General features: G+C 63.2%; 23 protein-coding genes and 1 pseudogene. 11 read left to right on the top strand and 13 right to left on the bottom strand.

The features are described 5' to 3' along the window. Positions 1-203: 203 nt before the first annotated feature. Entirely contained in the window at positions 204-1,532 is a 1,329-nt protein-coding gene (locus tag CN933_RS02780) for a PQQ-dependent sugar dehydrogenase (RefSeq protein ID WP_018095332.1), read from the top strand. A 183-nt stretch (positions 1,533-1,715) separates the two neighbouring features. Beyond that, positions 1,716-3,485 (top strand): adenylate/guanylate cyclase domain-containing protein, encoded by a 1,770-nt coding sequence (locus CN933_RS02775; protein ID WP_018095333.1) that lies wholly within the window; start codon positions 1,716-1,718, stop codon positions 3,483-3,485. 217 nt (positions 3,486-3,702) lie between these two features. Here the strand turns inward: CN933_RS02775 and ftsZ are convergent, their stop codons facing one another. Next, positions 3,703-4,740, bottom strand: coding sequence for a cell division protein FtsZ (gene ftsZ / locus CN933_RS02770; RefSeq protein ID WP_018095334.1), 1,038 nt, complete (start codon positions 4,738-4,740; stop codon positions 3,703-3,705). Between the two features lie 225 nt (positions 4,741-4,965). Between ftsZ and CN933_RS02765 the strand changes: the two genes are divergently transcribed. Next, positions 4,966-5,160, top strand: a complete 195-nt coding sequence (locus CN933_RS02765; RefSeq protein WP_018095335.1) for a hypothetical protein — start codon at positions 4,966-4,968, stop codon at positions 5,158-5,160. A 36-nt stretch (positions 5,161-5,196) separates the two neighbouring features. On the opposite strand, the gene CN933_RS02760 is transcribed toward CN933_RS02765, so the two are convergent. The 4 genes from CN933_RS02760 to CN933_RS02745 form a co-directional block, all read right to left on the bottom strand. Then, the gene (locus CN933_RS02760) at positions 5,197-6,909 is read right to left on the bottom strand and encodes an HAD-IIB family hydrolase (RefSeq protein WP_018095336.1); all 1,713 of its coding nucleotides are present in this window, start codon (positions 6,907-6,909) and stop codon (positions 5,197-5,199) included. Between the two features lie 138 nt (positions 6,910-7,047). Further along, positions 7,048-8,124: an ABC transporter ATP-binding protein gene (locus CN933_RS02755; protein WP_102761221.1), complete on the bottom strand. Its 1,077-nt coding sequence runs from the start codon at positions 8,122-8,124 to the stop codon at positions 7,048-7,050. Beyond that, positions 8,112-10,148, bottom strand: coding sequence for an ABC transporter permease (locus tag CN933_RS02750; RefSeq protein ID WP_018095338.1), 2,037 nt, complete (start codon positions 10,146-10,148; stop codon positions 8,112-8,114). Before CN933_RS02750 ends, CN933_RS02755 begins: the two co-directional genes overlap by 13 nt. A gap of 7 nt (positions 10,149-10,155) precedes the next feature. Next, a complete protein-coding gene (locus CN933_RS02745; RefSeq protein ID WP_018095339.1) occupies positions 10,156-11,136 on the bottom strand; it encodes an ABC transporter substrate-binding protein in 981 nt (326 codons plus the stop codon). A 380-nt stretch (positions 11,137-11,516) separates the two neighbouring features. Here CN933_RS02745 and CN933_RS02735 point away from each other — a divergent pair, with 380 nt between their 5' ends. From CN933_RS02735 to rpsU, 3 genes are all read left to right on the top strand, one after another. Then, positions 11,517-11,726 carry a cold-shock protein gene (locus CN933_RS02735; protein WP_018095341.1) on the top strand — a complete coding sequence of 70 codons (210 nt, stop codon included), beginning with the start codon at positions 11,517-11,519 and terminating at the stop codon, positions 11,724-11,726. Between the two features lie 169 nt (positions 11,727-11,895). Next, positions 11,896-12,183, top strand: a complete 288-nt coding sequence (locus tag CN933_RS02730; RefSeq protein WP_018095342.1) for a hypothetical protein — start codon at positions 11,896-11,898, stop codon at positions 12,181-12,183. A gap of 42 nt (positions 12,184-12,225) precedes the next feature. After that, positions 12,226-12,462: a 30S ribosomal protein S21 gene (rpsU, locus tag CN933_RS02725; RefSeq protein WP_003537123.1), complete on the top strand. Its 237-nt coding sequence runs from the start codon at positions 12,226-12,228 to the stop codon at positions 12,460-12,462. 106 nt (positions 12,463-12,568) lie between these two features. Here rpsU and CN933_RS02720 read toward each other — a convergent pair whose 3' ends face one another. After that, complete coding sequence (locus CN933_RS02720) at positions 12,569-13,111, bottom strand: metal-dependent hydrolase (RefSeq protein ID WP_018095343.1); 543 nt, start codon at positions 13,109-13,111, stop codon at positions 12,569-12,571. Between the two features lie 181 nt (positions 13,112-13,292). On the opposite strand from CN933_RS02720, the gene CN933_RS02715 reads away from it, so the two are divergent. Continuing rightward, the gene (locus tag CN933_RS02715) at positions 13,293-13,967 is read left to right on the top strand and encodes a glutathione S-transferase family protein (RefSeq protein ID WP_018095344.1); all 675 of its coding nucleotides are present in this window, start codon (positions 13,293-13,295) and stop codon (positions 13,965-13,967) included. 37 nt (positions 13,968-14,004) lie between these two features. Next, positions 14,005-15,054 (top strand): aldo/keto reductase, encoded by a 1,050-nt coding sequence (locus tag CN933_RS02710; RefSeq protein WP_018095345.1) that lies wholly within the window; start codon positions 14,005-14,007, stop codon positions 15,052-15,054. 220 nt (positions 15,055-15,274) lie between these two features. Here CN933_RS02710 and CN933_RS02700 read toward each other — a convergent pair whose 3' ends face one another. The 5 genes from CN933_RS02700 to CN933_RS02675 all read right to left on the bottom strand — a co-directional run bounded on the left by CN933_RS02700 (position 15,275) and on the right by CN933_RS02675 (position 20,213). Further along, complete coding sequence (locus CN933_RS02700) at positions 15,275-16,501, bottom strand: aminotransferase-like domain-containing protein (protein WP_102761219.1); 1,227 nt, start codon at positions 16,499-16,501, stop codon at positions 15,275-15,277. Between the two features lie 587 nt (positions 16,502-17,088). Further along, positions 17,089-17,424: a hypothetical protein gene (locus tag CN933_RS31770; RefSeq protein WP_086017462.1), complete on the bottom strand. Its 336-nt coding sequence runs from the start codon at positions 17,422-17,424 to the stop codon at positions 17,089-17,091. A 48-nt stretch (positions 17,425-17,472) separates the two neighbouring features. Then, on the bottom strand, positions 17,473-18,171 hold the full coding sequence (locus CN933_RS02685; RefSeq protein WP_018095349.1) for a L,D-transpeptidase: 699 nt from the start codon (positions 18,169-18,171) through the stop codon (positions 17,473-17,475). Beyond that, positions 18,159-19,103 (bottom strand): ABC transporter substrate-binding protein, encoded by a 945-nt coding sequence (locus tag CN933_RS02680; protein ID WP_018095350.1) that lies wholly within the window; start codon positions 19,101-19,103, stop codon positions 18,159-18,161. Before CN933_RS02680 ends, CN933_RS02685 begins: the two co-directional genes overlap by 13 nt. A 156-nt stretch (positions 19,104-19,259) precedes the next feature. Beyond that, on the bottom strand, positions 19,260-20,213 hold the full coding sequence (locus CN933_RS02675; RefSeq protein ID WP_018095351.1) for an adenylate/guanylate cyclase domain-containing protein: 954 nt from the start codon (positions 20,211-20,213) through the stop codon (positions 19,260-19,262). A gap of 238 nt (positions 20,214-20,451) precedes the next feature. Here CN933_RS02675 and CN933_RS02670 point away from each other — a divergent pair, with 238 nt between their 5' ends. Continuing rightward, positions 20,452-20,706, top strand: a complete 255-nt coding sequence (locus tag CN933_RS02670; RefSeq protein ID WP_018095352.1) for a hypothetical protein — start codon at positions 20,452-20,454, stop codon at positions 20,704-20,706. Positions 20,707-20,771: 65 nt separating this feature from the next. Here the strand turns inward: CN933_RS02670 and ilvC are convergent. Together ilvC and CN933_RS02660 are read right to left on the bottom strand one after the other, a co-directional pair. After that, positions 20,772-21,818 (bottom strand): annotated as a pseudogene (ilvC, locus tag CN933_RS02665) (ketol-acid reductoisomerase); the annotation flags it as partial. A 31-nt stretch (positions 21,819-21,849) separates the two neighbouring features. Next, entirely contained in the window at positions 21,850-22,497 is a 648-nt protein-coding gene (locus tag CN933_RS02660) for a TetR/AcrR family transcriptional regulator C-terminal domain-containing protein (RefSeq protein ID WP_018095354.1), read from the bottom strand. 283 nt (positions 22,498-22,780) lie between these two features. Between CN933_RS02660 and macA the strand changes: the two genes are divergently transcribed. Then, the gene (macA, locus tag CN933_RS02655; RefSeq protein WP_102761217.1) at positions 22,781-24,055 is read left to right on the top strand and encodes a macrolide transporter subunit MacA; all 1,275 of its coding nucleotides are present in this window, start codon (positions 22,781-22,783) and stop codon (positions 24,053-24,055) included. 8 nt (positions 24,056-24,063) lie between these two features. Then, the gene (locus tag CN933_RS02650; RefSeq protein WP_102761216.1) at positions 24,064-26,007 is read left to right on the top strand and encodes a MacB family efflux pump subunit; all 1,944 of its coding nucleotides are present in this window, start codon (positions 24,064-24,066) and stop codon (positions 26,005-26,007) included. The last annotated feature ends 10 nt before the right edge of the window (positions 26,008-26,017 follow it).

The raw sequence follows: 26,017 nt of genomic DNA, 5'->3' as shown, positions 1-26,017 counted from the left end.
GCTGAAGAGGCACAAGCATCGTCTGGAGACGCGCTGCGCCCCGATTTTTTTCTTGCTGCAGGAGAGAATACTCCCGAATGCGCCCCTCGCAAAGATTGCAGGGAACGAGCGGAGAACGCTGCCGGTCGGATGCGGAAGGGAATAGTATGGCACAGCGTTCCGTCTCACTGCGAGAGCGGCCGATCTCTTCGGGAGGGCATGGCATGACTACCGTTCCGCGACACCTGATCGTCATCACCATGGCCGGTGCGCTTATGGCCGGCTGCGCCGGCGTTTCGGCCCGAAATGCGGCTCGCACGACGGGCCTGGTCGGCTACGGCCCGAATCCGACTTTGCCGAAACCGAACCCCACGGTGATCCCGACCGTCAACATCGCCGACGCAAAAGGCTGGCAGGAAGGCGCCACGCCGACACCGGCAAAAGGGCTGAAGGTGAACGCCTTCGCTGCGGGCCTCGATCACCCGCGCTGGCTGCATGTACTGCCGAACGGCGACGTGCTGGTGGCCGAAACCAATGCGCCGGCCAAGCACGACGAAGGCTTCAGCCTCAAAAAGGCATTCATGAAGCTGGCGATGAAACGAGCGGGTGCCGCAGCGCCAAGCGCCAACCGGATCACGCTTCTGCGCGATACCGACGGCGACGGCATCGCCGACCTTCGCAGAACCTTCGCGGAAGGCCTCAATTCTCCCTTCGGCATGACGCTTTCTAAGGGCAAGCTCTATGTCGCCAATACCGACGCGCTCGTCGCATTCCCCTATTCCCGCGGTCAGACTCGCCTGGGCACGCCGGAAAAGATCATCGACCTGCCGTCGGGAAATCTCAATCATCATTGGACGAAAGACGTGATCGCGAGCCCGGATGGACGAAAGCTCTATGTCACCGTCGGCTCCAACAGCAATGTCGGGGAAAACGGCATGGCTGCGGAAAAGTATCGCGCGGCCGTTCTGGAGGTGGACAAGGCAAGCCGCCGCACCCGGGTCTTCGCTTCGGGCCTGCGCAATCCCAACGGCCTGTCCTGGAACCCGGAAAGCGGCGAGCTCTGGGTCGCCGTCAACGAGCGTGACGAACTCGGCGACGATCTCGTTCCCGACTACATGACCTCCGTCCGGGACGGCGCCTTCTATGGCTGGCCCTACAGCTACTTCGGTCAGAACGTCGATGCGCGCGTCAAGCCGCCGCGCCCGGATCTCGTGGCGAAAGCGGTAAAACCCGACTACGCTCTTGGCTCGCACACCGCTTCGCTGGGGCTGACATTCTCCAAAGGCGCATCGCTCGGGCGCGCCTATGCCAACGGTGCCTTCGTAGGCCAGCACGGCTCTTGGAACCGCAGCGTGCACAGCGGGTACAAGGTGATCTTCGTTCCCTTTGCCAAGGGCAAGCCGAACGGACGACCGAGAGACGTCCTCGCCGGGTTCGTCAGCCGGAGCGGGAAGGCGATGGGCCGGCCGGTCGGCGTTGCGATCGACAGGCAGGGCGCCCTGCTCGTCGCCGACGATGTCGGCAATGGCATCTGGCGCGTCAGCCGTAGATAGCGGTCTTCGCTCCGATAGACTTGCCGCTTCCCCATTGCTACTCTCCCACTCGAGGCGATCGCAACGCGATTTTTCATGATGTCCGCGGCTCTTTGAGCGGACCGGAAAGTACGCACGAATTACCGCTCACACATGTTCAACCGATCGGTATTTCGCTCACGACATCGCCGGGAGACGGACGGCATGAGGCGGCTGGCAGCGATCATGGACGCGGACATCGTCGGCTATAGCCGGCTGATGGGACTGGATGAAGCGGGCACGTACCGGGCGGTCAAGCAGTGCCGTGATTCCTTTATTCTCCCTTTGGTCGCGGTCCATGGCGGAAGGATCGTCAAGCAGGCGGGAGACGGGACGCTCGCGGAATTCCCAAGCGTCCTCGACGCGGTCGCCTGCGCGGTCGCGATCCAGCGAACGATGCATGATCACGCCGGAGGCGCCGAAGCGGAGCGTCTGGAGTTGCGCATCGGCGTCCATCTCGGCGATATCGTCGCTGACGATGGCGACATCCATGGCGAAGGCATTGCCGTTGCCGAGCACCTGCAGGAAATGGCGCCGCCCGGCGGCGTGTGCGTGTCGCAGCAGGTCTATGACCAGATCGGCTTGAAGGTGGATTTCCCCTTGACCGAAATCGGCTGCAGGACATTCGCCGATCTTCCCGGTCCGCTGCGCGCCTGGCGCTGGCAGCCGGGCGGCGCGGCAGGGGAAGTGCCGCCGGCGCCGGCACAAACCGACCCCCTGCCCGGTAAGAAGCGCCCATCGATCGCAGTCCTGCCCTTCGTGAATCTTTCGAGCGCCGACGAACAGGAACATTTCTCCGACGGCTTTACCGAGGAGTTGATCACCACGCTCGCCCGGTGCCGGTGGCTGCGCGTCGTCGCTCGCAACTCCTCCTTCACCTTCAAGGGGAAGGCGGTCGACGCGAGGAGAGTGGCGGAAGACCTGGGTGTCAAATATGTGATCGAGGGCAGCATACGTCGCGCGGCCAACCGCATCCGCATCACGGCGCAATTGCTGAGCGGCGAAACCGGCATGCTGCTCTGGGCAGAACGCTACGACCGCATGCTGGACGATGTTTTCGTGCTCCAGGACGAAATCGCGGGGCAGATCACCGGCACCGTGGAGCCGGAACTCGGCTTCATCGAATTCGCTGCGTTGCGCGGCCACACCGCGACGGACATGGATGCGTGGAACATTTACCTGAAGGCGCTATGGCATCTTTACAAGTTCGATCTGGAAAATCTGAGGATATCCAAGACGCTCTTCGAGCGGGCGGTCGATCTAGAGCCCGCCTTTGCCCAGGCCCATGCGCGGCTTGCCTATGTCCATATACAGCTCGGCTGGTACGGCCCCCTGGAAGAGCGGGCCGAGCGGATCGCCGACGCGACGGCGCTCGCGGAACGCGCAATCGCGCTCGACGACCGTGAGCCGGCCGCCCATCTTGCGCTCGGCCGGGCACGGGCACTCGGCGGCCTGCCGCAGCGTGGCATAGAGCATCTGCGGAATGCGCTGAGGCTCGATGCAAGCTTCGCCCAGGGCCACTTCGCCCTCGGGCAAGCGCTTTGCTATGTCGGCCGCCCGGAGGAAGGCATTGCCGCGATCAACGAAGCCTTCCGGTTGAGCCCTCGCGATCCGCATCTGTGGACCTTTTACAATATGGTGGCTATCGCCCACTATCAGTCGGGTCGCTTCGCGCAAGCCGCCGAAGCGGCCCGTGCCTCCCTGCGCCAGGAGAACGCCACATTCTGGCCGGCAATGGTCCTGGCGGCCTCGCTCGGTGCCATCGACCGGACCGACGAACGCAGTTCGGCCGTGGCAAACCTTCTTCGCCGGCGCCCGGACATGACCGTGAAAACGGCCCGCGCCGAATTCTACTTCGGCAGCGTGCCGGTCATGCCGGAAGATTTCATCACCCGTTTCGTCAGCGATCTGTGCCGCGCCGGCCTGCCTGACTGATATCCAGCTGCTGCCGAATGGCCCGCCCGAAGGGACAAGCGGCGGCGCCTGTCCACCACAGCGTAACCGCAAATAAAATCGCCCACGTGGTGCACGTCCCCTCTCCCCGCTTGCGGGGAGAGGGCTAGGGTGAGGGGCAATTTAGTAGGGTCGTGTTCCCCCTCGCCCCCGCTTGTCACTTTCTGACGTACGGGGGTATCCGCCGGGTCGCCCTATCCTATTGCAGCGTGCGCGAAGGAGCGGCGGCCGCCTGGCCGTTCATGGCCTCCGGCGCCGTCGCCTGAGTTCCGCGGTTGCTGTCGAGGCCGGTCGCGACGACGGACACGCGGAAAGTGCCGTCCAGGCTCCGGTCGAAGATCGCACCGACGACGATGTCGGCTTCGTCGTAAACTTCCTCGCGGATGCGGGTCGCCGCCTCGTCCACCTCGAAAAGCGTCATGTCCATTCCGCCGGAGATCGACACGAGCACGCCTTTGGCACCGCGCATGGAGACTTCGTCGAGCAGCGGGTTGGCGATCGCCGCTTCCGCCGCCAGCATCGCGCGGTTCTCGCCGGTCGCTTCGCCCGTGCCCATCATCGCCCGGCCCATGCCCTTCATCACCGTCTTGACGTCGGCGAAGTCGAGATTCATCAGCCCCTCCTTGACGATCAGGTCGGTGATGCAGCTGACGCCCGAATAGAGGACCCGGTCGGCAATCATGAATGCGTCGGCGAAGGTCGTCTTGGCATCGGCGATGCGAAAGAGGTTCTGGTTGGGGATGACGATGACCGTGTCTGCACTCTCCCGCAGCCGCTCGACGCCGAGCTCCGCCGTCTGCATGCGCCGCTGTCCCTCGAAGCTGAAGGGCTTGGTGACGACCGCAACCGTCAGGATCCCGGCCCGCCGCGCCGCTTCCGCGATCACCGGCGCCGCTCCCGTACCGGTACCGCCGCCCATGCCTGCCGTGACGAAGCACATATGCGTGCCGCCGAGGTGGTCCATGATCTCGTCGATCGATTCCTGGGCGGCCGCATTGCCGATGTCGGGTACCGAACCGGCGCCGAGACCCTCGGTGATGGCAGCGCCCAGCTGGATTCGCCGCTCCGCCTTCGACGTCGCCAGCGCCTGCGCGTCCGTGTTCGCGGCGATAAAATCGACGCCCTGCAGGTTTTCGGCGATCATGTTGTTGATCGCGTTGCCGCCGCCGCCGCCGACGCCGATGACCGTGATCTTCGGGCGCATCTCGGTAATGATCGGCTTCTTGTATTCCGTCATGGTTCTTCTCCTTGGGCAGTTCCCCGGCCGCCCGAAAACTCGGAACACGGAGAGCGAATGCGGTGCGGCGCGAATCAGGCGCCTTCATTCTAGGAATTCAAAAAAGCCACAGAGAAGGCAAGAGCGACAAAATCATGGCAGTCCACAACTACCTTCGTCGGCAGGGGAACAAAGAAATATCCGGGCACGTTCAATCTGGGTTTCGCGCAAGGAGGAATGGCTGCCATGGGTACCGAACAAGCCCCGACGGCGAAGGGCAAGCAATCCAGCACCGGCCTGCACAAAAGCGCCGCCAAGGAAGAGAAAAAGACCGAAGCACAAAAGGGATCGGACCTTAGAAAAGGCGCCGATCGGTTCGACGAACGTTCGAAAAGCTCCGACGGCCGCAGCGCCGCCTCGAAGCAGAAGCCGAAAAAGTAAAGAGACGTCTCTTCAACGCCCGCCGCGGGCGCCGGCTCAACCCGCTTCGGATGCGGGCGCGGTGTAGCGCCGGCGCACCGCCTCGGCCAGCCTCTGCCGGCTTTCGGCAGGCGAGAGCGAACGATCCTCTTCTATGCCCGCAGCCTCCTCCGCCAACTCCTCGTCGCCGATGTGTTCCTCGAACCACTTCGAGTAATCGCCGTGGCGCAGATGGTGCTCCCAGGTCGCGTCGTCTATGCCTTCGGCGATCTGCAGAAACATCGTCAGATTGTGGGCGCGCAAATTCATCTCGTTCTTCGGACCGCGGAAATAGAAGCTTGCCTCCTCGCCCAACCGGCCCTCCGCATATTTGCGCGTATGCCGCTTGCGGGCTTCCCGGGGTTGCTCGCTCTTGATCCGCCGAACCGGCGCGGGCGGCGTGCGCCGCCAGAAAAGAACCTCGTCTTCCCCGAAAGAAGCATCCAGCCCGTCCGGCAGCGCCTCACCCAAGACGGAGCAAACCGTCGCGATTACATCGCGCGCCTTGGGACCGAGCGCTGCGACCGCAGTGATCTCCTTGAGAGCATCGGGCGAGACCGAGTCCGGGTGGACCGTGATCATGATCATGCCGGAGCGGTCGTCGGAAAGCGCGAGCGAGGCACTGTCGCGCGCTGCCGGCATGAGGTGATGGGCCTCGTCGATAATCAGCCAATGCGGCCTGCCGGTCTTGGCACGCAGCGCCGACAAGTCGGGCATCAGGCCGGCGAAGAACTCGGGCCGGTCGTTGGGCTCGACGCCTGTTGCGCTGACGACGACGTTATCGTCAGGATTGGCCAGGAGCTCCAGCACCTCCCTGCCCGTAGGCGCGACAGACCCGTTCCCCACGGTCACCGCGCCTTCAAGCCCCTCATAGTCGCCCTCCGGATCGAATATGCAGAGCTGGAAGCGCCGTTCCCGTAATCGCTCCGCAAGGGCGGTCGCCAGTCTCGACTTGCCGATGCCGGAACTCCCGGCTATCAGCAGCACGTCCTGCGGTCCGATCTCCACCGGCCCTTCGTCATCCTCACCGATCGGCACCTGGTGGCGGGCACTCGAGCACAACGCATAATCGGACTCCATGATCCGGTTCATCAGTTGCTCGACGCCGGCCCCGCGCACACCCTCGAGGATCACGTCGGCCGTCTCCTTGAGCGCCGGCAAGGCGTTGGCCACGGCGGCTCCGCAGCCGCACATCCTCAAAAGCGCATGATCGTTCTCGGCATCGCCGACCCCCACCACGTTGAGAAAGGAAAGCCCCATCTCCTTCAGGGCCGCCTTCAGCCCCGTGGCCTTGTTCACACCCGTCGGGAGCACCATGACGGCGCCCTTGTTGAAGATGATCTCGAGTTCGAGGCCGAGCTCGTTGATCGCTTCGAGCGCGGCTGTCTGGAACGGCTCCCAGGTGGCGACGATGGAACGGCCGACCGACATCCTGTCGACGCCCTTCTCCTTGAGGCGCTCGATGAAGGCCTCCGGCGGCGAGGGTGCAAGCAGCCGCTCCTCGCCGGTTTCCGGCGTATAGAGCAGCGCACCGTTCTCGACGACGACCTTGTCGAACACATCGATTTCGGGAAACACGCTCTTGAGGTCCGGCAGTTCGCGCCCGGTCACGAGCAGGAGCTTGCGCCCGCTCTCCTTCAGCCTCTTTAAGGTCTCCAGAGTTTCCGGACGGACGGCACCGTAATCGGCCAGTGTACCGTCGTAATCCGTCGCAAGAGCCATGACATACATCTGCGTGCCGCCTCCTTCTGTTACCGGCCGCCGGATCCGCTCGATCTTTAGCCGCCACTATTGTCGTGCTGCACGGTGGAACGTGCAAGGCCAAGGCTGGTTCCGGCCCGCAAGGCCGCCTGTCGCCGCAAGCTTCGTCTAAAGCCGCCAGCCTCCACTCACGACGAAAGGAACGCGAGCACCGTCGCAGAGCGGCACGCTGCTATAGGCTTTGAGGCTTTGCCCGTCGGGCAGCGCGAGTGTGAGTGCGGAGCGTTCGCCCTCGAAGACCGAGGAGAGAACCCGCATCGGGATGCCTTCGCCATCCCGATGAACCTGCTCCGGACGAATGAGCACGTCGCAAAGCGGCCCCTCGCCTGCATGCGCTTCGCCTGCATGCCCTTTGCCGCCGCGCCTGTCGGCAAGCGCAGCGCGGAGGAGCGGCCAGTCGAGCGCACGCCCCGCTCCCTCCGGCAAATTCAACCGCACGATCGCGCCGCGACCGATCAGACCCCCGACCACCCGACCCTCAGGCCGCGCATAGATTTCCGCCGGCGGCGCCACCTGAATAAGCTTGCCTTCCGACATCACCGCGACGTCGGTCGCAAGCGCCATCGCCTCGGCCTGGTCGTGAGTCACATAGATCATCGTCGCGCCGGAGCGCTCGTGAAAGGCGCGGAAGGTCTCCTCCATCGACTTCCTCAAATGCTGATCGAGATTGGCGAGCGGCTCATCGAGCAGCACCACGTCCGGTTCCGTGACCAGGCAGCGCGCCAGCGCCACACGCTGCCGCTGGCCGCCGGAAAGTACAGCCGGCCGCCGATCGGCGAAATCGGCAAGCTTCACCAGCGAAAGCGCGTCGCCTACCCGCTTGCGCCAGGCCTCGCCGGAAAAGCCGCGGACCTTCAAGGGGTAGCCGACATTCTCCGCCACCGTCATATGCGGCCAGAGCGCATAGGATTGGAATACCATCGCCATGTTGCGCTTCTCCGGCGGCAGCACACGGGCTGCATCCGAAAGCCGGCGCTCGCCGAACTCGATCGAGCCGTCCGTCGGCTGCTCGAAGCCGGCGATCATCCGGAGCACCGTCGTCTTGCCACAGCCGGAAGGCCCGAGCAGCGCGAGAAACCCCTGCTTGCGCAGCGCCAGCGACACGTCCGAAACTGCCGGCCTCACCTGCTCTGCACCTTTGACACCGAAGTCTTTGGTCAGGTGGTTGAGGATCAGTTGCGCCATGGCAGCACGCCCTCCGGCAAATATTTTGCGAGGAATTCCAACGCTGCCATCAGCCCGATGACCATGACGACGACGAGCACCGAGAGCGCCGAGGCGAGATCGGAAGAGCCGCTGTCGTCGAGATTGAAGATTGCGACGCCGAGCGTCTGCGTGCCGGCGGACCAGAGGAGTGCCGAGACGGTCAATTCGTTCGCCGCGATCAGGAAGACGAGGATGACCGAAGCGCCGGCGGCCGGCGCCAGAAGCGGCAGCAGCACATCGCGCATGCGGCGCAGGAACCCCGCGCCCGCAAGCCGCGCCGCCTCCTCGAGCGAGGGATCTATCTGCAGGAAGGCGCTCATCACCGGCTTGAGGCTAACGGCGAGGAAGGAGGAGAAATAGGCGGCAAGAATGATCCAGATCGTACCGTAGATCGAAACGCCGATCAGCGGCAGCGGTGCCGCGAAGGCAAGGATGAAGGCGACGGCGAGCACGATGCCGGGCAGCGCATAGGGGATCTCGATCAGGATCGCCATAAGACTGGCAAGCCGCCCGCGCCGCGTCACGAGCAGGTAACCGGCCGGTACGGTGACCGCAAGCAGGCCGACTGCAGCGGCGGAGGCGAGGAAAAGGGAATTCTTGAGCGCCGTCAACGTCATCGACTGGCGGAGGAGTATTTCCCCATAGGCGTTCAAGGTCATGGTGTCGAAACTGAGCGGCACGCCGTAGGCCGGCACGAGGGAACTTGCGACGAGCGCCAGGAGCGGTGCGATCAGCAGCAGCGCCAGGATTGTCCAAAGCAGCGCCTCCGCGGCGAACCGCATGCGCCCGAGCGTGAAGGCGGCCCTCGCGCCGGCAAGGCCGATCAGACGATAGTCTCTGCGCTTGAGCGCTCGCTGCTGCAGAAGCAGCCCTGCGGCGGAAATCAGGGCGATCAGCGTCGAAAGCACCGCGATTTCGCCGAAGGTGGACGAACCGAAACTCGCAAACCGGCTGAAGATCAAGGTCGGCAGCGTCTCGATCGAGGCGGGAATGCCGAGTATCGCCGGGATACCGAAGTTGCCGATACCGGATACGAAGGCGATCGCCGCCCCGGCGATGAGCCCCGGAGAGGAAAGCGGCAGAACGATGTCGCGAAGGACGCGCCAGGGCGAGGCGCCGCAAAGCCGCGCCGCCTCGACCCCGTCACGGGGCGCCGCTGCAAGTCCGGCCCTGATCGCCAGGAAGACGAGCGGCGCATGCTGTACGCCGAGAAGCAAGGCGATCCCCGCAAGCGAATAGAGTGGCTGAGGGCTGCCGAGCGGCGGTGCAAGCCCCAGCGTCTTGAGAAGGGGGCTCGATGGACCCGACATCTCCACCCAGGCGAGCGCCGTCACCTGCGGGGGGATCATCATCGGCAGCATGAAGGCGAAGCTCAAGGCAAGCTTGCCACGGATGTCCGTAAGCGCCACGACAAAGGCGAAGAGTGCCCCCACGAAGAGCGAGATCGCCGTGCCGCCGGCCGCCGTGATCAGCGTATTGCGGAGCGCCGCGAAGGTCGCCGCCTCGAAGAGCACCCCCACCGCCTCGCCTCCTTCGAGGCCCTTGATACCTGCCCATCCGAGTCGGATCAGCGGCAGCGCCGAAAGCAGAAATACTGCGCCGAACACCAATGCCAGCAGCCATGCGGGCTCCCCACCCGCAGACATGCGCGGGCCACGGAGCCGGAAATATGCCGCTCGCCACCCCGTCCCGGCCTTCGAGGAGTTCGCCGTAGGCGATCGACCCTCCGTCACGTAAGGCGACGGCGGCACCTCGAAGCCGCGCAGCGTCCTCGTCAGCGGTTTCGGTAGCGGAGCCCGGCTCGGTTCCCTGCTCCGGTCTGCCGCCTCGTCCATCGCGCCGCCGAATGCGAACCAAAGCCACAGCCAGGACCGCGCCTTCGACAGAACGCTCAGCGGGCGCTCCAGCTTTTTCAAGTCGGAACCACCCTCGGCACTCGGGTCGGCAGCCGGCGCGCAAGATATCCGGCGCCCGCTGCGGGCGATCTCGTCAGTGTCCGGCATCGAGAGGTCAGTTGGTACCGAAAATGCCGGAGAAGGTCTTCAGGTCCGCCTCGGAGTTCTTCACGGCTTCGGCAGCATCGACCGGCAGCACCTTGATCGTCTCGCGCGCCGGGAAGCCCTCCGGCAAGGCCATGCCGTCGCGCGCCGGGAGATAGCCCATTTTCACCGCCACTTGCTGGCCCTCCTCGGAGAGCAGGAAATCAACGAATTTCTTTGCTGTCTCCGGGTTTCTTGCGGTCTTCAGGATGGCGACCGGCTCCGTGACGGCGGAAACGCCCTCGGCCGGGAAGACGAATTCCACCGGCGCACCCTTGGCCTTCTCGCGGATGGCCATGAAATCGACGACCATGCCATACGCCTTCTCGCCGGTCGCGACCGCCTTCAATACGCCGCCATTGCCGCCGGCGGCCGTCGCTCCGTTTTCGGCGAGCGCCTTGTAATAGTCCCAGCCGAGCCCGTCGATGTCGGCAAGCGTCTGCGCATGGATCAGCGCCGCACCCGAGGTGAGCGGGCTCGGCATAGTGACCAGACCCTTGGCCTCGGGTTTCGCAAGATCCTGCCAGCCGGCCGGCTTCATCGAAGCGGAAGCGTTGTAGACGATGCCGGTCGTGATCATCTTCGTCGAATAATAGGCGCCCTCGGCATCGAAGAGCGAAGCGTCATAAGCCGCCGCTTCCGGAGATTTGTAGGGCACCAGGTATCCCGTTTCCTTCAGCCGCTGCATCGTCACCGTGTCGGCGATCAGAAGCACGTCCGCCACCGGGTTGCCCGCTTCGATCTCCGCCATCAGCTTGGCCATTATCTTCGTCGTCCCGTCCCGCACCCACGCGACCTCGACACCCGGGTTCGCGGCCTGAAACGCGTCCACCGTCGCCTGCGCGTCCTCGTTCGGCTGGCTGGTGTAAAGCACGAGGCTTTCCGCGAAAGCGGCAGTGGACAGGAGGCCGGCGACGAGCGCTGCGGCGACGGCAGGGAGAAGCGTTTTCATGAATTTGCCCTCGGTCGGAGAAAGATCGCGCCGAGGGATAGAGCGGGTGTTTTACAGGGATGTGACAGCGAAAAGCCGGAAAAACCTCAGCTCGTCGGCCGGCCGGAGAGTTCCACGAATGTTCTCGGACGATCTCTCTAAAATATTATTGGCGATTCAAATCAGCGGCTTGATCGTATTTTCGGGACGGGCTGAGTCCCTCGCACAATTAAATTCGGTTCATCCATTGCATATCTCGAAGCAGCGTTTATATATAGCTCATCGAAACTTGCTTGTGACCTTTGTCTACGCGCCGAAGCGCTTCGTCAGATTTCCTCTCAATATCGATCAAACCGGACTGATATTCGTCCGGGAACTCTAGCGATTGAAAGGAAATCGTTATGAACTCAGGCACCGTAAAGTGGTTCAACAGCACCAAGGGCTTCGGCTTCATCCAGCCCGACGATGGCGCCACGGACGTATTCGTGCACGCCTCCGCCGTTGAACGCGCTGGAATGCGTTCGCTCGTAGAAGGCCAGAAGGTTACCTACGACATCGTCCGCGACAACAAGTCCGGCAAGAGCTCTGCAGACAATCTGCGGGCCGCATAAATTCGTCATTCGCCTCCGCTGACCACGGATGTACTGGCAGGGAGCGTTTGAATGACGGGGCGCCCCAGCGCGTCTGGTAAAGACGCGCGGCGCTCAAGAGGAGGTCGGGGTAACGCCCGGCCTTTTTTGCTTGTGCCGCCCCCGGGTGGCACGGACGAAGGAGATGGCCATGGGCCGGAACACCTACAGCGTTGGCGACAGTGTCGTCCTGAGAGCCGATCTCACGCGCACGGCCGCTGCGGACCGGACCTGCCGCATCGTGTCCATCCTGCCCGCGGCCGAACACGGGGAAGCGCAATATCGGGTGCGGTTCGGAACGGAGAACTTCGAACGGCGTATCTTCGAACACGACATCGATCCTTCGGAAACGGCTTCCCCGCTCCAGGAACACGGCCAGACGGCATCGGTCGAAGGCAAGCCCTGGTTCAAACCCTTGAACATCAGGACGCCGAAATAAAGAACCCAATCAGCAATCCTATAAAAACGGAAAGGATATACTTTGCAGGTACTCGTCAGGGACAATAACATCGACCAGGCTCTTCGCGTTCTCAAGAAGAAGATGCAGCGTGAAGGCGTCTTCCGCGAAATGAAGATGCGCAGCGCCTACGAAAAACCGTCCGAAAAGCGCGTCCGCGAAAAAGCAGAAGCTGTCCGCCGCACCCGCAAGCTGGCGCGCAAGAAGCTTCAGCGCGAAGGCCTGCTGCCGTCGCCGAAGAAAGTAGCCCGCGCGCGCTGAGGCGCGCCCTCCGGCTGCACAGCAGCTACGGCGATCCTCGCACGTCTGATGAGCGCGCGGCGCTGTAGGCTGGTACCACTTTGCGACGCGCCCTTGCGCGTCGTTTTCATGCGTGAATTCGCTCGGTCCCCTCCGCGTTTCCTTCGACCCTGCGATCACGGTTCCTGCGCCTTTGCATCCGCCAGACCCACAACGCGGCCGCGCAGATCGCAATTTCCGCCGCAAACGTCCAGTGCAGTATGAAATTGAGGTACCAGGGCTCAAAGCGCGCCGGCACCTCGACGAGGTTGAAGCGGGTCCCCGAAAGGGGATGGAGCCAGCGTATGTCGGCGGCGATCGAATCGAGAAGAAGGTGCGTCATCACGTTGGCGAGCGCGACCCAAACGAGAAACATAGAGTGCCGCTTCCCGGCAAGGATCAGCGCCGCGGCCGTGAGCGCCGCAACCCCCAGCCAGAAAATCGGCAAATGGGTCCAGTAGTCGTGATGTGGCGTACGCCGGCCGTCTACGAGGTAAAAATAAAGCAGATCCAAATCCGGAAGCACGGAGAAGATCAGCCCTACCGCGAGTGCGCGGGATCGGATGGTTTCATTCTTTCGAGCGATGCAATGGGTGAGAATGTAACCGGCGGGAAGATGGGCAATGAACATCGAGCGGGATCCTGGGCGGCAGCGTGCCGGGTGCAGACCATCAGGGCATCCCGGCATTTTCATGGCAATCTCAGGTTAGAGTTGTGAGTAATTTCCACTATAACGAGCGCCGCAGAGAAGCCTGCTTTTCCCCTCCCGAATCCGCGCTATAGTCACTGGGGCCGGCCCAAGGACATGTCGCATGACGCTCACCCTCTACCTTCATCCGCTTGCTTCCTTCTGTCACAAGGTGCTGATCGCGCTTTACGAAGCCGGCACGCCGTTCACGCCGCAGGTCGTGGATCTCGGAGACCCGGCGGAGCATGCTCGCTATCTGGAGGTCTGGCCCGTCGGCAAGATCCCCGTGCTGCACGACGCTGCACGCGACAGGACGGTGCCGGAAACCTCAGTGATCATCGAATATCTCGACCAGCATTACCCCGGTGAGCAGCCGCTGATACCGCACGACGACGCCCTGGCGCTCGAGGCGCGGCTCTGGGACCGCTTCTTCGACCTCTACGTCCAGGTCCCGATGCAGAAGATCGTGACCGATACGCTGCGCGCCTCCGGCGAGAACGATCGGCGCGGCGTCGCCGATGCGCAAGCGGCGCTGGCGAACGCGTATGACCTTGCCGAACGCCACTTCGGGGACCGGCGCTTTGCGGTCGGGGAAAGCTTCTCGATCGCCGATTGCGCCGCCGCGCCCGCCCTCTTCTACGCCGGGATCGTGGCCCCGTTCGACGGCACGCACCCGAACCTCGGCGCCTATTTCGAGCGCCTGCTGGAGCGCCCCTCCTTCCAGCGCACCTTGGCCGAGGCGCGGCCTTACTTCCCGCTGTTTCCCTATAAGGACGCGATACCCGCAAGATTCCTCTAACATCCTATAGGCGACCAACAACACAAGGAGCGAGACAATGGAATATCGTCGGCTCGGCCGCTCCGGGCTCAAGATCTCGACCATCACCATGGGTACGATGACGATCGGCGGCGGTGGAAAGTTCGCCCAGGTCGGCGATGTCGGTGTCGCGGATGCCCGCCGCTATGTCGACCTCTGCCTGGATGCGGGCGTCAATCTGATCGATACGGCGGACATCTATTCGACCGGCGCCTGCGAGGAGATCATCGGCGAAGTTCTCGGCGGAAAGCGCAAGGACGGCGTGCTCATCGCCACCAAGGCGCGCTTCTCGATGGGCCCCGGTCCCAATGACGGAGGCCTGTCGCGCCATCACCTGGTCCACGCCTGCGAGGCGAGCCTGAAGCGTCTGAAGACCGACGTGATCGACCTTTACCAGGTTCATGAATGGGACGGTCAGACGCCACTCGAGGAAACCATGGAAGCGCTCGATACGCTCGTGCGCCAGGGCAAGGTGCGCTATATCGGCTGCTCCAACTATTCCGGCTGGCACATCATGAAGGCACTCGGCATCAGTGCGCTCGAACACCGCCAGCGCTTCGTCAGCCAACAGATTCATTACACGCTCGAAGCACGCGAGGCCGAGTACGAACTGGTCCCGATCTCCATCGATCAGGGTCTCGGCATCCTCGTCTGGAGCCCGCTGGCAGGCGGCCTTCTGTCAGGCAAGCACAGGCGCGGACAGTCGCCGGAAGGCACCCGCCAGCTCGCCGGCTGGAACGAGCCGCCGATCCGCGACGAGGAACGGCTGTGGAAGATCGTCGACATGCTGGTGGCGATCGCCGCCGAGCGCAACGTGTCCCCGGCGCAGGTGGCGCTCGCCTGGCTTATCGGCCGAGATGCCGTCACCTCGGTGATCATCGGCGGGCGCACCGAGGAGCAGTTCCGCGACAATCTCGCCGCCGCCGGCCTGAAGCTCACCGACGAGGAGCGCGAACTCCTCGACGCGGTCAGCCTGCCGCCGGTCATCTATCCCTATTGGCATCAGCTCTGGACCGCCAAGGACCGCCTCGGCAAAGCCGATCTGTCGCTGCTCGGGCCGCATATTTGAGCGACGACAGCTCTTTATGCACCCGCGGCCGCCCCTCATCCGCCTTCCGGCACCTTCTCCCCGCTAGCGGGGCGAAGGAGACTCGCGGTAGCCGCTCGATATCTCTCCGCAACCGTTCATTTGAACTGAGTGCATGCCGCTTGTCCCTTCTCCCCGATTTGCGGGGAGAAGGTGCCGGCAGGCGGATGAGCGAAAATCGTCAGCCTGCCGCGACTTCCACTCAGGCCGCCTGCGCGACCTCGCCGCGAATGAGATCGGCCAGCCGGCGGATGCCCTCGTCGATCATCCTGTCGTTGGCGCAGGAGAAGCTGAGCCGCAGGGTGTTTTCGCCGGCCCCGTCGGCGAAAAAGGCGCGCCCGGGGACGAACGCCACCTTGGCCGTCTGGATCGACTTGGCCAGCAGCTCAGCGCCGTCGCTCCCCTTCGGCAGCGTTACCCAGATGAACATGCCGCCTTCGGGCTTCGTCCAGGTGACGCCGGCGGGCATGTATTTTTCGAGCGCCGACAGCATCGCGTCACGCCGCTGCCTGTAGGCCTTGTGGATTTTCGCCACCTGCGCCTCGAAGCCCCGCCCGGCGACGGTCGCGATCGCCATCTGGTTGATGGTGGAGGAGTGAAGGTCGGCTGCCTGCTTCATCAGCACCAGCTTGCGGATCACCGGTTCGGCGGCGCAGATCCAGCCGACGCGAAGGCCAGGCGCCAGCGTCTTCGAGAAGCTGCCGCAATAGATCGTGCGGGTGCTGTTTATGTCGCTTTTGCGGGCGATCTCGAGCGCAAGGATCGGCGGGACCGCCTCGCCGTCATAACGCAGCGACTGGTAGGCCGCATCCTCGATGATGGCGATGTCGAGCTCCTCGGCAAGTGCAAGGACGCGCTCGCGCCCGGCGCGGCCCACCGTCTCGCCGGTGGGGTTGGCGAAGTCGGCCGAGAGATAGGCGAACTTGACGCGCCCGCCCGCTTCCGCTGCAGCCTGGGCATAGGCTGCCGGCGTCCGGTTGCCGGTGGGGTTCAGCTGATCGTAATTGGGTTCATAGGCGTTGAAGGCCTGCAGCGCACCAAGATAGGTCGGCCAGGTGACGAGCGCCGTGTCTTTCGGCGACAGAAACAGCTTGCCGAGATAGTCGAGCCCCTGCTGCGACCCGGAGGTGATGAAGATGTTGTCGACGCTCGCCGGAATGCCAAGTGCCGCCATCTGCCCGGCGAGCCACTCGCGAAGCGGCCGATAGCCCTCGCTCACCGAATATTGCAGCGCGGCACCGACCGACGGCCCATCGAAAATCTCGGCGTAAGCCTCCCTGAACGCATCATTCGGGAAAAGCTCAGGATCGGGAATTCCGCCCGCAAACGAAATGATGTCGGGACGATCAAGGAGCTTCAGCAATTCGCGGATTTCCGAAGCCTTCATCCGGCTCGAGCGCGTGGCGAAAGTGCTTTCCCAATCCAGCATGGAGGTCCTCCCGGTTGCACCCGAGGGACATGAACACAGCCCAATATTTAAGTCAATATTCCTGACCTATTTTGCCTCAGCTGTCGCCTGCGCCGTTACGGCAATCGTGCAGTTACAGACATTCCGATACGCTCGTTGGAAATGGGAGGCGTTGGAAAGGGCGGCATACGGGATCGAGCATACGGGATCGTGACGCCGTGGCCGTCGACACCGTCAGGCAACGATCGGCTAGCCGCTTCGGCTCGAGACGCCAAGGGTCGGACCGGATAAGTCCGGTCGGCAGGAGGCGGCGAACGCCTCCTGATACTCAGGCCTCACCCTCGTCGAAATAGCTGCAGATCAGAAGAAAAGAGATCCCAGCCAAGATAAACAAATCGAAAAGAGCGAAGTGCTGTATGATCGTGGACATAGTGCTCCTCCTACCCACAAGGGTATCAGAACACAATTTCTGAATTTTTGGAAGAAAATTCTCCGGATGACTTCCGAAGGAGAACTCTATTCTTTAATTTTTATGCGGCGCAACATTTATACTGCGCCGCAAAAGCGAACCGGAAGAGGCGTTTGTTTGAATCCGCCCTCTTGAATACCTATGCCGGCTGGACCGACCTCACGCTGCCGCTGCTGTCCACGATGCAGGTAAACTTGCGACCGGCGGCATCGAGGTCGACGCTGTAGCTCGTCGCATCGAGTTGTCGAGAACTCATCGGCAGGACCTTGGCGCCGCCGGCCTGGGCGACCACGGCATTGGCGCACAAAAGCTGCAGGTCGGCGGGGGCTGTCTGAAGGCTCGTGCGGGCCATTTCCTGAGGTTCCGGGGTCGATTGGCATGCGGCAAGAAGAAAGACCGCAGCCATCACGGACGCTTGAATTGGACGGCTTCCCAATTTACTCGTCGACAAATCCACATCCTCCGGTCTTGGCATATAGCCCGTATCTTCGCGCTCTCGCCCATGCGGCCGCGTTTCGGCCGGTTACACGCCCTTATAGAGAGCAGCCCCCTGCATCAGCACGATGACCTTCGCGCCCACGCTGACGCGCGAATGCAGGTCGATAATGTCTTCATTGTTCATTCTTATGCACCCGGAGGAAACGTCCAGCCCGATCGTCCAGGGCTCCACCGTACCATGGATGCGGTAGATCGTATCGTTATCACCTTCGTAAAGGTAGAGCGCGCGAGCGCCTAGCGGATTGTCGGGCCCGCCCGGCATGCCGCCTGCCCATTTTGCCGCGTTCGGATCGCGCACGACCATCTCGGCCGGCGGCGTCCAGGTCGGCCATTCGGCCGTGCGCCCTACCCGAACGATGCCCGCCCAGCCGAAACCTTCGCGGCCTACACCGATGCCGTAGCGGATCGCCTGACCGCCGGGCTGCACGAGATAGAGGAAATGCTGGTTGCCATCGATGATGATCGTGCCCGGAACTTCTGCCGTGCGGAACGGCACCATCTGCCGGCGAAAGGCCTCGGGAACCTGATTGTTTCGCGCAAAGTACTGTCGGGCTTTCCTCTTGTCGTAGTTCACCCATTTCTTCGTCTTGGAATCGTAGATCTGCGTTTGGGCAAGCGCTGCAAGCGGAACGAGGCAAAGACCGAGGAGAAGCAGCGCCTTGCCCAATTTGCGCCGACCTGCCTGTCTTTTCGAAAGCGTCTGGATCATCGTCATTTCGCCCATCCGTCGATCCGTTCCGCGTGGCTTTCAACCCATTTCCTGGCGTAGTCCGCAGGCGCCTGCCGCTCGACTTCGAGCGCATAGCTCATCGCCGTCACTTCATCCGGCGAGAAGTCTACCTTCTGAAGGAACTGCGCGACTTCCGGATGCTTCTTTGCGAAGGCCGTCGCATAGCCGATCTGAAATTGTCCGGCGTCCCACGCCGTGGCGGCGCTCGATTTGCTGACCCATAGCGGGTCGTTCGGCGGCGCGATCTTCCATTTCGCCGGGTCGTGAGGCGGCTCCTCGAGCCGGGAGATCTGGTGCAGCTTGAAAACATGGTGCGGAGCATAGCAGTAGAAGACCATGGGGCGCGCGGTCGCGATCGCCGCGTCGACCGCCGCCATCGCCACTTCCTCCTTGGCCTCGACGAGCGTCAGGTTCGCCGCATAGCCGTAGCCCGCCGCCCGCGCCCGTTCGATGCCCGTCGAAAGCCATTCGGCGGCGCCGATCCACATTTCGCCGCGCCCGTCGCCGTCGGTATCCAGTATCTTGGTCTTGGCCGGATCGCCGAGATCCGCGACCGACTTGATCGTCGCAGCCGCTTCCGGCGTGGCGCAAAGCCCCTGCCATGCCGGCACCGCACGCTCGCTGAGCATCACGACGCCTTTTTCGGTCACGAATTTGCGGACGAGTTCGTCGAAATTCGGCCGCCAAACCTCCGGCTGGATATCGACCTCGCCCTTTTCGAGGCCGATGAAGGCGGTCAGCGTCCCGAGTTCGCGCACCTCCGCCTCGAGGCTGAACTTCTTGGCGATGCCGAGCTTGAGAATGTTCGCGGCTGCCTGTCCGGATGGCCAGGGCGGCATCGCGATCACCAGATCCGCCGCCGCTGCCGGCGCAGCCACGACCAACGCCAGCGCCGCCGCGCAAAGGAACTCCCGGCCTCTCCTCACAGTGCCCCCCCGAAAAGATCTATCTGAACGTCGTTCCGATGCGAATGCCTGCTGAGCTTTATCTTCCTTTGCGGGCACAATGCACGGCTTGCCGAGTCCCGTCAACTTCCGGTTACACCGCCTGCATTCCGCCGCTTAACCTATGCGAGCCGGTGCTCACCGCCCGGGACGGCGCGTGACCCACCGAAGTCCCGCCGCCACCGCAATTCCAAGCAGAGGCCATACCGCCCAGAATCTCCCCTCCCAGGAAAGGAGATTGACCGCAAGGACCGCAAATCCGGCTGCCCCGAGCAGGGCCAGTCCGCGGTCGAGCCGCGTGGACGTCCACAGGCAATCGAGCATCGCGATCAAGGCCAGCGCAAACAGGGGCCATCTGGCCCAGAACGTTCCCTCCCACGACAGCAGATTTATGGCAACGACCGCCGATGCGGCTACGGCGAGAACGCCGAAAAGGCGACGGCCGGGCGCTGCGCGTCTTACGATCGTCGCTCGCCCTACCCCGGTCTCGGCGGCCGGGGTCTCGCGGTCCGGAAGTGCACCCGGCCTCCCCCAGTCGCGGCCCCCTTTTTGCGACACCGCGCCCTCGGCCGTTCCGATCTGGACCACATAACTCGGAACGCCCCCGTCGATGTTCTTGACCGTCAGCGCGCCAAGGAATTCGAAGCCGACGGCCAGCTTGTTGCGAACCTGATCATAGACGGTGCTCGAAATCACGATGCCGCCGGCCGGCGCCGAGGCTTGCAGGCGGGCCGCGATATTGACGCCGTCGCCGTAAAGGTCGTCGCCGTCAGCGATCACATCGCCGAGATTGAGGCCGATGCGATAATCCATCCGCGCCTCGCCTTGCCGCTCGGCATTCAGTCCGGCCAACTCGTTCTGAACGTCTATCGCCGCTCTCACCGCCTCCACCACGCTCGGAAACTCCGCGATCACCCCGTCGCCCCACGTATTGACCACCCGTCCTTCATGCGCCTCGATCAGGCGCGCCATGGCATCCCGGCTGCGCTTGAGGGCCGCAAGCGTTCCCTCCTCGTCTTTCCCCATCAGGCGCGAATAATCCTGCACGTCGGCGCAGAAAATGGTGGTCAGCTTACGGCGTGTTGATGACATCGGATTTCGCCCTCGCTCGGAGGCTGGCCGAAGGCCCGCGCCTCGCAGGATAGCGACGCCGTCGCGATTCTCAATGCCGGACGCATCTGCCGCGCGTCACTGCGGGCTTAGAGCACTCCAGGAAAGTGTGTAACGGCTTTGCGTACGGGGAGCACCTTAGCTTGCTGCAAGGAACTGATCGGTCCCTCGGCGGTTTGGAGCCGTGTATCGCATGAAGCGACGAAACTGGAGGTTACAGATGTTGAGAAAAATGTTGGTTGCAGCCGCGATATCCGCCGCTTGCGTGTCCCCAGCCTTTGCCCAGGCCGATATGGTTTGCGACCAGGCAGGCATGACCAAGCTCGAGACTGACGTGGGCCAGATCACCGACACGGGTCGGAAGGAGATGGCGCAGAAGGAACTCGCCATGGCCAAGGAGGCACTGGCGGCGAACGATCAGGAAAAGTGCAAGTCCCATATGGCGAATGCCATGAAGGGTAAGGATCCGATGTAAGACGCTGCATATGAAGAAGCCGGAGCTTGGGCTCCGGCTTCCCTTTTGTTCATTGCAGGCGGATCTTAGTTTTTCGCCTTGTCGACCAGCTTGTTCTTGCCGATCCAAGGCATCATCGCGCGCAGCTTCGCGCCGACTTCCTCGATCTGGTGAGAGTCGTTGACGCGACGGATGCCCTTGAAGCGGGCGGCACCGGAGCGGTATTCCTGCATCCATTCCGAGGTGAATTTACCGGTCTGGATGTCCTTGAGGACCCGCTTCATCTCGGCCTTGGTCTCTTCGGTGATGATGCGCGGTCCGGTGACGTATTCGCCCCACTCGGCCGTGTTCGAGATCGAGTAGTTCATGTTGGCGATGCCGCCTTCATAGATCAGGTCGACGATCAGCTTCACTTCGTGCAGGCACTCGAAATAGGCCATCTCCGGCGCATAACCGGCCTCGACCAGCGTCTCGAAACCGGCGCGGATGAGTTCGACCAGGCCGCCGCAGAGAACGACCTGTTCGCCGAAGAGATCGGTTTCGCACTCTTCCTTGAAGTTGGTCTCGATGATGCCCGAGCGGCCGCCGCCGACGCCGCAGGCGTAGGAGAGAGCGAGATCGAGGGCATTACCGGAAGCGTCCTGATGAACGGCGACCAGGCAGGGGACGCCGCCGCCCTTCTGGTATTCGCCGCGGACCGTATGACCCGGGCCCTTCGGCGCGATCATTACGACGTCGACCGAGGCCTTCGGCTCGATGAGGCCGAAGTGGACGTTCAGGCCGTGCGCAAAGGCGATTGCCGCGCCGTCGCGGATGTTTCCGGCGATCTCGGCCTTGTAGATGTCGGCCTGCAGCTCGTCCGGCGTCGCCATCATCATCAGGTCGGCCCAGGCGGCAGCTTCGGCAACGGTCATGACCTTGAAGCCGTCCGCTTCGGCCTTCTTTGCCGTGGCCGAACCCGACTTAAGCGCAATGGCGACGTTCTGCGCGCCGGAATCCTTGAGGTTCAGCGCATGGGCGCGGCCCTGGCTGCCGTAGCCGATGATGGCGACCTTCTTCGACTTGATGAGGTTGAGATCGGCATCACGATCGTAATAGACGCGCATCGATTTTTCCTTCCCTTTGCTTGTCCGTTTCGCTTTGGCAGCCGCAGATACGGCCGCCCTACCTTTTCGCGCCGTAGAGCGTGAGAAAGGCGTCGACCGCCCGCTCCGCCCTGCGGCTGAAATCCTTCTTCAGGCTACCCGGCTCCTCGCCGAGAAGCATGCGCAAATGCCAGTCGGAGACGACCAGGCCGTAAAGAGCGCCATAGGCTTCGTCAGCGTTGTCGAAAGCCAGGAGACCGGCCTTGCGGCCCGCTTCGAGCAGCGCTCCCGCCCTGCGTCCGATCTGCCGGCGGCCGCGTTCCTGCAGCATGTGGCCGAGCTTCGAGCCTTCCCGGCTCGCCTGTCCGATCGCAAGCCGGTTGAGCGCCAGCGACACGTCGCCTGCCAGCACGTCGAGAAGGTCCTTGGCGAAAGCGACGAGATGCACCCTCAAGCTGCCCCCGTCCAGCTTTGCGGCGGAGACGTCGAGCGTGCGAACCTTGCTCGCCTGAAAGGCGATCATGGCCGAAAGGAGCCCTTCACGATCGCCGAACCACTTGTAGAGGCTCTCCTTGGAGCAGTTCGCCGCGCGCGCCACTCCCGCCGTCGTCAGCGCCTTTTCGCCCCCGTCGACAAGCAGGCGCAAAGCCTGTTCGAGCACCGCTCCCTGGCGCTCGGTCAGGCCGTTTGCGGCACCTGCCTCTCTTATCGCTCCGACGCTTTGCACTCGCTTCGCCCTATCAGTACCGTACGGTACGGTTCGTGAGGTTTCTAATTGCCCGATCCGGGGACGTCAAGCGGTTTTGGATATCCGGTTCGTTTCAAGGCAGCCCCGGACAAAAATGGGAGCAACCCACTGGCGGGACTCCGATTTCCGTGCCTGCGTCGCCCCCGCGCCCGCTTTACCGGTGCGCGCCTCCCTACATTACGAAAATATAATGATCTCAAAGCTTTTCGCTGATCGGGTTGATCTTTATGTTGAATGAAGATGCCTGGGATAGAGAAAAACAATGAGCAAGACAGCCGAGACGACGGACGAAGCGTCGCGTTCGACACCGTCGAACGTCACCGTCATCCCGGCTCCGGTGATGCCGCCACGCATAAAGCGCCGTTCGCGCCGCCGCTGGATCTTTGCGCTCCTGGTGCTCGCTATCGTCGGCACGGGCTACTATGCCTGGAGCCGCCAGGGCGCGCAGCCGGCCACCACCATGATCACTCAGGCGGTCACGCGCGGCGACATCGAAGAGAGCGTGACTGCCGTCGGCACGCTGGAGGCGGTCAAATCGGTCGATGCCGGCGCACAGGTCTCCGGCCAGTTGAAGTCGCTGCATGTCGCGATCGGCGACAAGGTCGAACAGAACCAGCTCATCGCCGAGATCGACCCCGCCTCGATCGAGAACAGGATCGAGATCGACGAGGCGGAACTGGCCAATCTTGAAGCGCAGCTCGTCTCGAAGAAGGCCCAGCTCGTATTGAAGCAGGCCAACATCGAGCGTCAACGCAATCTCGTCGCCACGAAAAGCGTTTCGCAGTCGACGCTCGACCAGGCTGTCGCCGATCATGCGGCCGCTGGCGCCGATGTGCAGGCGGTCGAGGCGCAGATCCGCAAGCAGAAGGCCACTCTTGCCGGGGACCGGGTCGATCTCGGCTATACCAAGATCTATGCTCCGATGGCCGGCACCATCGTCGACGACCCCGCCAAGGAGGGACAGACCCTCAACGCCAACCAGACGACGCCGACGATCGTCACGATCGCCGATCTTTCCACGATGACGGTCAAGGCGCAGGTCTCCGAAGCCGATGTCGGCAAGCTGAAGCTCGGCATGGATGCGTATTTCACCCTTCTCGGACAGCCCGGAAAGCGCTTCACCGGCAAGTTGCGTCAGATCGAGCCGATGCCCGATACCGAGAACAACGTCGTCCTCTACTATGCCCTCTTCGATGTCCCCAATCCCACGGGCGAGTTGATGATGTCGATGAGCGCGCAGGTCTTCTTCGTCCAGGCGGCGGCAAAGAATGTGCTGGTTGTCCCGAGCACGGCAGTCCGCACCATGGAGGCGGCGGCCTCCGACGGGCCCGCAAGAGCGGAAGTGACCGTCGTTGCGCCGTCCGGTGCGAGCCAGACGCGCACCGTCGAGGTCGGTGTCCGCAACCGGGTGAGCGCCGAAATCGTCCGCGGGCTGGAGGAAGGTGAGAAAGTGGTCGTCGACGCTGCCTCCGCCACGAACGGCAGCCGCGGTCCCAATACCAGCCGGCGCGGCATGCGCATGCCGCCGATGTTCTGAGCACGCCGATGGCCCCGCTCATTTCACTCCGGGATGTCAGCAAGACCTATTTCAACGGCGACATCGCCGTCGAGGTCTTGCACCATATATCCCTCGATATCGAGGCCGGCGAGTTCGTCGCGATCATCGGCCAGTCCGGTTCCGGCAAGTCGACGCTGATGAACATTCTCGGCTGCCTCGACCAGCCGACCTCGGGCGACTACTTCATCGAAGGCGATAGCGTCTCCGGCTTCGACGGCGACGCGCTCGCGGCGCTGCGCCGCCGCACCTTCGGCTTTATCTTCCAGTCCTACAATCTGATCCCGACCGCAAGCGCCCGGGAGAATGTCGAGGTACCCGCCGTCTATGCCGGCGTTTCCGCCCGCGACCGGCACGATCGTGCCGAGGCGCTCCTGCAGTCGCTCAAGCTCGGCGAACGGCTCGATCATCGTCCGAACCAGCTTTCCGGTGGCCAGCAGCAGCGCGTCTCGATCGCCCGCGCCCTGATGAATAGAGGCCGCGTCATCCTTGCCGACGAGCCGACCGGCGCGCTCGACAGCCAGAGCGGCGAAGAGGTGATGCGCCTCCTTCGCGATATGAACGAAAACGGCCACACCGTCATCGTCATCACCCATTCGCGCGAGGTCGCCGCACAGGCCGACCGGCTGATCGAGATCAGCGATGGGCGGATCGTTGCCGACCGCTCCAAGAAGGGACGCAGCAATCCCGATGCAGCCGTCGGTCTCGCCCAAAGCACGCGTGAGGGCTTCGCGGCGATCGCGGACGTGTCGGAAGCGGTGAAGATGGCACTGCGGGCGCTGCGGGCAAACCTCTTTCGTACGATCCTGACGCTGCTCGGCATCGTCATCGGCGTCGGTTCGGTTGTCGCCATGCTCGCCATCGGCACCGGCGCGCAGAATACGGTACTCGACCGGATCTCGTCGATGGGGTCGGATCTTCTCGTCGTCCGCCCCAGCATGGCGAATTTCCGCGGCAGCGCCGGCGGGACGAATGTTACCCTCGTGCCGGCAGATGCGGACGCGATCACGGAGCTTGCGAATGTCGCATTCGCCGTCCCCGAAATGACGAGCACCGTGACGCTTCGGCGCGGCAACATCGACTATCAGACGACCGCAAACGGAACGGTGCCGCAGTTTACGGAAGCGAAGTCCTGGAAGATCGGCCGCGGCGAATTCATCAACCGGAACGACATGGAGACATACGCACCGGTCGCGGTGCTCGGCGAGACCGTCGTCAAGACGCTCTTCCCGGAGGGCTCCGACCCGATCGGTCAATACGTGCTCGTGAACAAGATCCCCTTCCAGGTGATCGGGGTGATGAGCGGGATGGGCGCCAGCGCCGGCGGCAACGATCAGGACGACGTGGTCCTCGTGCCGCTCACGACCGGCAGCATGCGCCTCTTCGGTCAGCGCAACATCCGCACGATCACCGTCAAGGTGCAGGATGCCGCGGCAATAGACCTGACCCAGGAGAGAATTCAGGCACTGCTCAACGAGCGCCACAGGAAGGACGATACTCAGATCACCAACATGTCTTCCGTGCGCGAGGCATTCACCGAGACTTCGAACACCATGAAGTTCTTCCTGGGATCGGTCGCAGCGATTTCGCTGCTCGTCGGCGGCATCGGCGTGATGAACATCATGCTCGTCAGCGTCAGCGAACGCACACGCGAGATCGGCGTGAGAATGGCGACCGGAGCGCGCGAGCGGGACATACTCGTGCAGTTCATCGTCGAGGCACTGGTCGTTTCCGCGATCGGCGGTGCGATCGGCGTCGTGGCCGGTCTATCGACCGGTTACGCCGCTAAAGCCTTCGGCATGCCCGTCAGCTTCACGCCCGGCCCCGTCGCGCTTGCCTTCGCCTGTGCGTTTCTCACCGGCCTGCTCTTCGGCTATCTGCCGGCGAGAAATGCATCGCGCCTCCAGCCGGCGGTGGCCCTCGGCGCGGATTAGATCAATTCCA

The organism is Sinorhizobium sp. M4_45 (assembly GCF_002885915.1).
Classification (GTDB): domain Bacteria; phylum Pseudomonadota; class Alphaproteobacteria; order Rhizobiales; family Rhizobiaceae; genus Sinorhizobium; species Sinorhizobium meliloti_A.
Note: the sequence above shows the minus strand (reverse complement) of the source record. Positions and strands in the feature narration are given on the sequence as shown.